The 10,101-nt window shown below is 37.6% G+C and carries 9 protein-coding genes and 1 pseudogene; 6 read left to right on the top strand and 4 right to left on the bottom strand.

What is annotated here, in order from left to right; translation table 11 throughout:
* The 4 genes from V7083_RS16055 to V7083_RS16040 form a co-directional block, all read left to right on the top strand.
* Positions 1–522 (top strand): GNAT family N-acetyltransferase (locus tag V7083_RS16055; protein ID WP_335479620.1); only part of this gene is annotated, 522 nt, incomplete at its 5' end.
* 38 nt (positions 523–560) lie between these two features.
* The gene (locus tag V7083_RS16050) at positions 561–1,895 is read left to right on the top strand and encodes an LLM class flavin-dependent oxidoreductase (RefSeq protein WP_335479618.1); all 1,335 of its coding nucleotides are present in this window, start codon (positions 561–563) and stop codon (positions 1,893–1,895) included.
* Positions 1,896–1,908: 13 nt separating this feature from the next.
* Complete coding sequence (locus V7083_RS16045; protein WP_335479615.1) at positions 1,909–2,169, top strand: glutaredoxin family protein; 261 nt, start codon at positions 1,909–1,911, stop codon at positions 2,167–2,169.
* 141 nt (positions 2,170–2,310) lie between these two features.
* Positions 2,311–2,838 carry a hypothetical protein gene (locus V7083_RS16040; RefSeq protein WP_335479613.1) on the top strand — a complete coding sequence of 176 codons (528 nt, stop codon included), beginning with the start codon at positions 2,311–2,313 and terminating at the stop codon, positions 2,836–2,838.
* A gap of 320 nt (positions 2,839–3,158) precedes the next feature.
* On the opposite strand, the gene V7083_RS16035 is transcribed toward V7083_RS16040, so the two are convergent.
* From V7083_RS16035 to V7083_RS16025, 3 genes are read right to left on the bottom strand one after another with little or no spacing between them, the layout of a single operon-like run.
* Positions 3,159–4,268 (bottom strand): Ger(x)C family spore germination protein, encoded by a 1,110-nt coding sequence (locus V7083_RS16035; RefSeq protein ID WP_335479611.1) that lies wholly within the window; start codon positions 4,266–4,268, stop codon positions 3,159–3,161.
* Positions 4,265–5,284, bottom strand: a complete 1,020-nt coding sequence (locus V7083_RS16030) for a GerAB/ArcD/ProY family transporter (RefSeq protein ID WP_335479609.1) — start codon at positions 5,282–5,284, stop codon at positions 4,265–4,267. Before V7083_RS16030 ends, V7083_RS16035 begins: the two co-directional genes overlap by 4 nt.
* A complete protein-coding gene (locus tag V7083_RS16025) occupies positions 5,265–6,809 on the bottom strand; it encodes a spore germination protein (RefSeq protein ID WP_335479607.1) in 1,545 nt (514 codons plus the stop codon). Before V7083_RS16025 ends, V7083_RS16030 begins: the two co-directional genes overlap by 20 nt.
* Before the next feature lie 337 nt (positions 6,810–7,146).
* Between V7083_RS16025 and V7083_RS16020 the strand changes: the two genes are divergently transcribed.
* Positions 7,147–7,299: a hypothetical protein gene (locus V7083_RS16020; RefSeq protein WP_335479605.1), complete on the top strand. Its 153-nt coding sequence runs from the start codon at positions 7,147–7,149 to the stop codon at positions 7,297–7,299.
* A 65-nt stretch (positions 7,300–7,364) separates the two neighbouring features.
* On the opposite strand, the pseudogene V7083_RS16015 reads toward V7083_RS16020, so the two are convergent.
* Positions 7,365–8,786, bottom strand: a pseudogene (locus tag V7083_RS16015) (alanine/glycine:cation symporter family protein).
* A gap of 404 nt (positions 8,787–9,190) precedes the next feature.
* Here V7083_RS16015 and V7083_RS16010 point away from each other — a divergent pair.
* Positions 9,191–10,101, top strand: a 911-nt coding sequence (locus V7083_RS16010; RefSeq protein WP_335479603.1) for a helix-turn-helix domain-containing protein, incomplete at its 3' end; no start/stop codon positions are given.

Below are 10,101 nucleotides of genomic sequence, written 5' to 3'. Positions count from 1 at the left end.
AGTAGAATTTTAATATTAAATATTGGAGAAGGAGATTCATTTATGACTACTTTTACCGAAATTAAAGCAAGTGCAGAAGACGTGCGTCATCCTGAATCACAACAGTTGATTGAACAACTGAGTAAAGAACTCGCAGAACTCTATGAAGTTTCAGATGGAAGTGCGGGCTTTATGTTTGAAGATGTGGAGGTGCCAAGGGCGGCATTTGTGGTTGCCAGGATTGAAGGGCAGCCAGTTGGGTGTGGTGCAATCCGTCCTCTTTCAGAACATTCGGTTGAGGTGAAAAGAATGTATACAGCCCCGGGATTCCGTAATAAAGGAGTAGCCAAAGCCATTTTGGCAGAGCTAGAACGACTGGCTATTCAATTTGGATACACGGAAATTAAATTGCAAACTGGTCCAAGACAACCTGAAGCAATTGCTTTGTATGAACGGGTCGGTTATTATCGGATCCCAATATTCAGTGGAGATTGGGAGGACATAAGCGCATTTCAAAAGGATCTTCCGAAACATTTTGGATGATAAACTTAAAAAAATCAATTAAACAAGGAGGGGTATTGATGTCGACTCAAAAAAAACTGAAATTAGGCGCTATTATTCATGGGGTTGGTGGAAATATTGCCGGGTGGAGGCATCCTGATATTCAGGCAGATGCAAGTGTCAGTTTGGAATTCTATACCAATCAGGCTAAAAAGGCTGAAGAAGGGAAATTCGACTTAGTCTTTATTGCGGATGGGTTGCATATTAACGAAAAGTCCATTCCCCATTTTTTAAATCGATTTGAACCACTTACCATTTTGTCTGCCCTTGCTGCCGTTACTTCAAATATTGGACTTGTGGGAACTGTCTCGACTTCCTATAGTGAGCCGTTTAATGTATCACGCCAATTGGCGTCGCTTGATCACATCAGCCATGGCCGAGCTGGTTGGAATGTCGTTACTTCTCCATTGGAGAAAACTGCTCTGAACTTTAGCAAAACGATTGAGGAACATCCTAATCATGCTAAAAGGTATCAAATCGCTACTGAATACCTTGAGGTAGCAAAAGGGCTATGGGATTCTTGGGAGGATGATGCTTTTATACGAGATAAGGGAACGGGTGTTTTCTTTGATCCGGATAAAATGCATCCATTAAATCATAAGGGGGTGTTTTTCTCTGTAGAGGGACCGCTTAATATCGGCAGATCTAAACAAGGTCGTCCGGTTATTTTTCAAGCTGGTTCCTCGGAAGCAGGGAAAAACCTTGCGGCAAAAGAAGCTGAAGCCATTTTTACCGGCCATTCAACATTAGAAGACGCACAAGCCTTTTATAGCGATGTGAAACAAAGGGCAAAGGAATTTGGCCGAAACCCAGGTGAACTTGTCATTTTACCGGGGATTGCACCTATTATCGGCTCTACGGAAAAGGATGCAGAAAGGAAATACCAAGAAATCGCCAATCTGGTATCCATTGATAAGGCACTTGATTACCTAGGGAGATATTTTGAACATCACGATTTCTCACAATATCCTCTAGATGATCCATTTCCGGAATTGGGAGACTTAGGTCAAAATAGCTTCCAAAGCCATACAGATCGGATCAAACGGGAAGCAAGGGAACAAAATTTAACATTGCGACAAGTGGCATTAACTGAGACAACACCGAGAACCCCATTCATCGGAACACCTGAAAAAGTAGCGGACTTAATACAAGAATGGTTTGAACTGAAAGGGGCAGATGGATTTATTGTTGGCTCTGCCGTCCCTAAAGGATTGAATGAATTTGTCGACTATGTTGTGCCGATTCTACAAAAACGGGGACTTTTTAGAACTGAATACGAAGCAGATACATTGCGTGGGAACCTGGGAATCCCATTTTCAGAAAACCGGTATGTTAAAAAGATAATAACCCATTGAGGAGGGATAGATGATGAGTAATTTGTTATCTGTTGTAGTTTGGTCAAAAGAGGGCTGCCACTATTGTGGTGAGGTTAAAAACTATTTGCAAGAACAAGGAATCGAATATGCTACAATAGATGTAACCAAACATGATGAACGTAGGGATATTTTAGAAGTGAAGTATGGTATAAGGCATGTACCTGTGGTTGAAATCGGCCAAGGTGAAATTTATGAAGCAGTAACAAAAGTAGGAATTGAGCATATTGAAGAAGTTCTTAAGAAAATCAAATAGTAGTAGACAAGGTAATAAACACTCATAATTACAAATCTCAAGGAAGGATATCATTTTCGTTTCCTCATATCCCATAATACGCACCTATACAAGTACTGAGCTGAGTTATATTATTCCTGTTTTGGGGAGATATTACCCTTAATGGATTTTGTCGGGGGTGGATGGATGAAACATCTAAAATTCTCAAAAGTATATTTACTAGCTCTGATGGTATTACCTTGGCTAACAATTCCTTTAATGGGAAAGGCTTCTTTTAAACGATTCTTACCAGCTGGTTTATTTATAGCATCATTAGTTAGGATTACTAATTTCATCGCAAAAAAAAGAAGATGGTGGTGGTGGTATGAGAAACTTAATCCTAGACTATCTGGTGTAATACCTTTTATGTTTGGACCGTTCTTTGTGGGTTCATTATGGATATTAAAATGGACTTATGGGAAGTTTTTCAGATATTTGGGTTTGAATTTAATATTTGATTCATTTTTTACTTATGTAGTAGTGTATTACCTAAAGAAATTTGGAATAGCATCTTTAGTAAGAATGACGAAACTACAATTAATGTACGTTTTCACAGTCTTAGTCTTCCTTTTATATAGTTTTCAATATATCAAAGAATGGATAACCGAAAGAAAAAAGGACAATTTTTCAGGCGAAAAGGGCAGCTGTTGAGTCAGCTGTTTTTTTGTTTTACCAGCAGAAAGGAAATTTCTTAAACAGATCCCAAATAGACAGAGAAGTGTGGATAGTTCCAATATTTCCACCTCATTGATAATCGTTGTTATCTGTAAAGGCTTATAGATGACTAATAGTCGTAATATTCCCATAAGTGAAATTTAGCGGTGACAATAATTCTTACCAGTATTCAAAAATAACCAATGTAAGTAAATAGGCTGATTTTTGAACATAAGAATATTAGCCCAACTGTTTAAAACAGTAAGGCTAAATTAAATTTCCCTCACTCCAATAATTGATGATTGCTCACACGAGCTCTAAAAGACAATCCCTTGTTTGATGATTTCAACTTTTACATGGGTATGAAACGTTATGTCTTTAAAATAATTCTTCTTATCTAGTTTTTCCCAAGTGTTGGGGTGAAACGCGATTAATCTTCTTCCAATCCCAAATACATCACAATTAGCTTGCTGTAATTTGGTTATGATCCTTTTACCGTCTTGTGTAAGTTCCTTTGTTAATGCCTTATTTAAACGTTCTAAATCGTTTGGTACATCCCCTTTAGGATATTCTTCTACGTTTACTTTTAGATGTAAGAATAATTGAACTGAAACCTTGTCATTCTTTACATGAACTTTTAATTTTCTTTTCATATTTTGGACATTGAAGGATAGGTAATTCATTAAATCCCGTTGCTCTGCTGTATTCACTCGTTTGGTAAATCGTGCGTATTTCCCTTTTTTGTTATCCATTAAAAGAAGGAGGCCTGAATCTTTTGGTGATAAACTACCTGCCAATTTTTTTTCATCCATTAGGGCTAGGCCGACCACTACGGCACTTTTCCTTTTATTTATTTTAATATAAGGAAGGACGATATCCTCTCCCGGATCAAGCATTTCAGAGGCTAGAGTTTGAATCGTTTCAGTTGGAATGACCGAGTTTTCTTCTGCACTGGTAAGAGCGTTTTGTATATATTCGCTAACGTTTGGCTCATGTTTTGGGGTAATGTTAAGCAGATTTATCGCTTCACCCTCCACAACTCCAAGTGTCGCACCCAATGAATTTCGTGGATCTCTCCAAACAACATCTAACGGTGGATAAATACCTTTAGCTGCCATCCGCTCTCCAAACATAATCAGTTTATTTTTAGAAGAATCTAATATTCCGGATGTTTCTCGATCGATTTTAAGTCGACAATCCCTTGGCGTATGACCTATTGCTGATAATGTTTCACTTTTTATCCTCGCTTGCGGTCCATTAGAGGCCTCTTCAATGATTGGAATGGATATCCCTAATTGCATTTGGCCGGTTTTAGCTACATCATAACTTAACATCTGAACCAACACAGCATTTTTCATTAAATGCTGATCCCAGCATCCAGTCAGTAACAAACATAAGAGTAAAAGGAAAGGCTTTTGATTTTTCACAGCTTATTCACCACTTCTTTTTTTGATAACATCCACGAGAGAATCAGCAGAAAAGTAGGGATGATACCGATAAAAATATAGTGAGTCGGGCCAAGAATGTGATTGAAATTTTCAAAATCTCTTCCTTGATCAGGTATAACTGCCAAAATTAAATAAGCAACTGCAACAAAAGGCAGAAAGCGTTTGTGGTTTTTTTTTCTAAAAAATAAATCCGTCCTTTCAAGAACCTGAAATGAATAGGCTTTAATCATATACAATAATGGCTCCGGAGTCAGTCCTATGTCGATATTGGGTTCAAAATAGACAAGGGCTGCAAACACTAAAAAGGTATAATAGAAGGTAACAAAAATGTTTGCTGTAGTGATGGCAATCAGCTTTTCCTTTCCAGTAGCTTGTACATGGGAGTGAATAAAAAGAAACAGTTCAAAGCCTAGCATAGAGAAAGCAGCCTCTTTTGAAGCTTTCAAGATTGTAAAGATGCTATGATTTCCAACTGGAAGGATATACAGGAAGTTCGCATCCTTCATCGCATACCCAATCAACACTACTAATACAAACAGAATGGGAGACACCAGCATATAAAATCTAGCTATACTAGTTAAACCTGCACTAACGATGTAAATGCAGGTAATGAGAATTAACACCATGGTTATCCAATTAGGGGTACGTGGTAAAATCCATTTATCCAAGATATCACTAAATCTGGCTAAAACTAAACTCCCTGTGATCATAAAATAGAGTGCATAACTGAGAATGAGCAGTTTGCCGACTATTTTCCCTAGTATTTTTGGGAGAATCTCATACAAAGATAGAGTTGGAAATCTTGTACTTAATCCCCAAAAGGCAAATATGATTGCCTGTGAGATGCCCCCTGCTATTATGGTACCCATCCAGCCATCTTGTTTGGCTACTAAAGCCACATCATGGGGCAACGATAAGATTCCTACACCAATTTGGGCCTGGATAATCAAAAAGATGAGCTGTTTCTTTGTAATTTTATTTTTGCTTATTGTCATTTCGTTCCCAGCCTCTAGCCAAAGATTGCTTTTTTAGGATGTTTGGTTTTGAATCGAGTGGACGTGTATTAAATTTCCAAAGTGGCAAACGGATCAAGGTATCCTTTATGTCTTTTAATCGAAAGGGAGCCCATGGTGCAAAGTAAGCAGCACCAAATGATTCTAACCTGCATAAATGGGCTAAAGTAAACATAAACCCAAAGCTAATACCTACAAATCCGAAAGTTGAAGCCAAAATCATATGGGGAAAACGCAAAAATCGTACAGCATCACTCATTTCAGTCGCCGGAATGCTGTAGGCGGCAATTGCCGTAATCGCCACGACCACAATCATGGTATTGGAAATGAGACCTGCGCGGACAACCGCATCCCCAATAACTAAACCTCCTACAATGCCGATCGTTTGACCAATCCTCGAAGGAAGGCGGACCCCGGCTTCACGGATCATTTCAATTGTCAACTCCATGACAAGTGCTTCAATTAAAGGGGGAAAGGGTATATTTTTAATAGAACTAACGACTGGGAGAACTAATTCATCCGGCAATACTTCAAAGTGAAAACCAATAACAGCAATATAAATAGCGGGTAAATTTACCGCAATGGTAATACTTAAGAGGCGCAATGAGCGGATAAAGGTTCCGATCATCCAGCGTGAATTATAATCGTCTGGTGATTGAAAGAACGCAAAAAAAGTGACAGGAATGATCAAACAGGCAGGGTATCCTTCCATCAAAACGGCCACTCTTCCTTCATTCAAATGATTGACCACACGATCGACTCTTTCAGTATTTAGAATCTGAGGAAAAGGGGACCATGTTGAATCTTCGATCAATTCCTGAAGAATTCCCGTGCTGGGGATATAATCCATTGATATATGATTAACCCTATATTTGAATTCGTTGATTATATCTTTATTGGCTAAGTCTTTCATATAAACCATGGCTAGTTTGGTTTGAATATGATCACCAACTGTTATCTGTTCCATAGTAAGGTTGGCTGTTCTACACGATTTCCTAATTAAATGAAGATTGATTGAAAGATTTTCAATAAAACCTTCATGAGATCCCTGAATGACTTGTTCATTACTAGGTTCAATAATACTCCTGTCTTTTGAGAGACCTACTTCCATCATGTAGAATTCTTTTACACCATCCAAGAACATAATACAGAACCCATTTAACAGTTTTTCTTGTCCTTCAATTAGATTAGTGGATTGAACAAAGTTAGAAGGAAGCAGGTTCTCGAACAGGAGACTCTCCTTGTCCCTCATAGGTTTAACAATTTCACTTTGAATTTTATCCTGATCTGCCATCGTATCTAAATAAACTAAAGTTCCCTGAATATTTCGTATTTCTACATCCTTAATCATTAAATCGGCTGATTCAGAAAATGTATCTTTAAAAAAGGAAATATTTTCATCGATGGATTGGAAGACAGCTTTAAATGATGTAGCGCCCTGATTTGGAGCAGTAGGTTGTACATCCTTTTTCATTAACTTCTTTAAAATAAGGGAAATGGATTTCATTTTTTTACTCCATTAACAAAATGTTTCCATTATCATCCCCATTTTACGGTATATCTATGTGTTTGTTTTCTTTATAGAAACTTAAACGAAAGTATAGGACATACACTTTTTGGGAGGATAAGGGAAGAATTACAAGGATGTAAGAGTTATTTTCATGAGAATGGATGACATTACTTGATACTGAGGAATTTCCCATTTATGCAGCTTTGTGTGATTTTGGAGTTAATGTTAAGATGAAAACCATCTTGAAGATAACCACGTCAATGGAAAAAAACTGAAAGGAATGTTTATTATCAAACATTTACCGTTAAGTTACACGAGCGAAATGGAAAAAGCGATGTGGAGAGTACATGGTGTAGGTTACGAAGAGTACAAAAGAAACCACTTAGTACGAATGAGGGTTGAAGAACGACGAGAAAAGGATTATATTCAGTGCCGCCGAATGGTTGCAGACTTAAACAGTCTTGTCCATAGTAATAATCTTTCTTAAACACATGAATAAAAAAGGAAACCAATTTTGATTTGCATTGGTTTCCTTTTTATAATTTCAGAGGATCAGCCTAGTTTTTGTTTTGCCTGTTCCGGAGCATCCTCCCATGCTTCTACGTTTCTTAGACCTGGTATGTTTGAGGTGTAGAAAACTGGGTTTTGATTGTTTGCTTTTTGTTTATTGTAATCGGAAAGGGCATTAAAGGCAATTTTGCCTAATAGAATAATAGCGATCAGGTTAATAATTGCCATTAATCCCATGAATAAATCCGCCAAGCTCCAAACAAAGTTAAGCTCTGCAAGAGAACCAAAGGCAACCATGCCAACAACAGCCAAGCGATAAAGGTTTAGTACAAGTTTGTTGTTTTTAATAAATTCAATATTAGATTCACCATAATAGTAATTTCCTACGACAGAACTAAAAGCAAATAGGAAAACAATGAAGGCTAGGAAAATTCCCGCCCATGATCCTAGAGACCCTTCAAGAGCTTTTTGCGTTAAGACAATACCATTACCCTCTTTAGAGGTATAAAGACCTTATATTAATATAATAAACGCTGTTGAACTGCAGACTACTAAAGTATCAAAAAATACACCGAGAGCCTGAATTAATCCCTGTTTAACGGGATGGGTAACTTCCGCCGTTGCAGCGGCATTTGGAGCACTACCCATACCCGCTTCGTTTGAAAATAGGCCGCGCTTGATTCCGTTCATCATGGCGGCACCGAGGGCACCGCCTGCTACTTCTTTAAGACCAAAAGCGCTTGTAAAAATTAACGAAAAAACACCAGGTAATGCCGTGAAATTTGTTACCATAATATATAAAGCGATCAGAATATAAGCCCCAGCCATAACTGGAACCATCCACTCTGCGACCTTGGCAATCCGTTTCAGTCCGCCAAAAATGATAATAGCTGTAATAATGGATAAAATAATAGCAATAAGGCCTTTATTCAAACCAAAGGAATTATTAAGTGAGCTTGTAATCGTATTAGCCTGAACGGAGTTAAACGCAAGTCCAAAGGTTATCGAAATCAGAACGGCGAAAGTAACACCCATCCAACGGGCATTTAATGCTTTTTCCATGTAATAAGCGGGGCCGCCACGGAACGTGTCGCCGTTTTTCACCTTATAGATTTGGGCAAGTGTTGCTTCTACAAATGCAGATGCAGATCCAATCATTGCGATTAACCACATCCAAAATACAGCTCCGGGACCGCCTGTTGTGATAGCAATCGCTACGCCTGCAAGGTTGCCTGTCCCGACGCGAGATGCCGTACTAATACAGAATGCTTGGAAGGATGAGACTCCCTTGTTGTCTCCAGTTGCCCCTTCACCCATTAGTCGAAACATTTCACCAATCATCCTGAATTGGACAAACTTCGTTCTAAATGTAAAGTATAGGCCGGATCCTATTAATAATACAATTAGAACATAGGACCAAAGTATCGTATTGGTTTGATTCACGAAATTTCCTAATATCCCCATACATATCCCCCTCAAAAAAAAATAAAAATTCCACCGATATAATGTAGCAAATTATTTTATTATGGCAATGTATGAAAACTTCCAAATTCAATGTAGTATTTTTCCAGAATTCTATTAAATATGGTTATAAATTGAAGGGATAATAACCAACTCTCTTTATTTGATTAACTATTTTTTCGCTCAAGCGGTTTTCAATTTAAGCATAAGATTTGCTATCTTACTATTATAATTCTTTTATGAAAAAAGATATTTGAGGTAGTTCCAAGAACTGGTACAGATGATAGGGAAAAGTTTGCTTTTTGAAAAATATAGCAATTTTCTCTGCAGTTTATTTAATAAACATATAGGACGTGTTACCTTTTGATATAAGGTATGGGAAATGTAGGGGACGAGGAGAGAGCGTGATGAACGAAAACCAAAAGTATCAAATCATCTTGCAGGGAATTGCCAGTAATAACATTTCGGAGACCTGTAAAACATATGGCATTTCAAGGACCATCTATTACCGTTGGTACCGGGCATACAAGCAGAATGGGATGGATGGCCTGGCCAGCAAAGAGAGAAAACCGGTAATGCCGAATAAAGTAGATAGAAAAACAGAAAAGTACATATTGGAGTATATAGTAAAACATCCAGAAGACGGTCCAAAACGGATCCACTATGAGCTTGAGGAAGAGGGCATAGATGTAAGTGATTCAGGTATTTACAATGTGCTTAAGAGAAAAGAATTAAACAGGAGAGAGCAGCGAGAAGCATACGCCAAACAACAGAGAGAAAAGAAACGTCAGGTTAAAGGAAGTCTAGAAATCTCCAAAGATAAACATATCCAAAAACCTGTAGATTTTAAAATGAAGAACCCCGAACATGCACATCCGGGTTATTTATGTTTACAAGGAATCTTTTATATGGGTCATTTCCCTAATATCGGTAAGGTTTACCAATATGTGATTTATGATGTCTATTCAGGATTGGCGATAGTCAAATTATATCAGAGAAAAAAAGCAATTCATGTTATGGAATTTATGCAAGTAAAAATTATCCCTTTGATGAGAACATTCCACTTTTCAATTGAGAATTTAGTAACTAGCAAAAACCTTGAGTTTTGTACAAACTGGACACGAGGTAAACATATATATACTGATTTTTTACAGAAAAACAATATTCAACATATAAGTCTATTATTAGAAGATCAAGAGATTTTTCATCCATTACATACGTTTTGTTCTTTATTAGCCAGTGACTTTTACGAACATGTATTACGGGACCGTTCGGTGGAATCATTTGAGCAGTTGGAAATACAAATAAATGAATATGT

Source organism: Bacillus sp. JJ1764 (assembly GCF_036962145.1).
Classification (GTDB): domain Bacteria; phylum Bacillota; class Bacilli; order Bacillales; family Cytobacillaceae; genus Neobacillus.
This window is presented reverse-complemented; position numbering and strand designations above follow the sequence as displayed.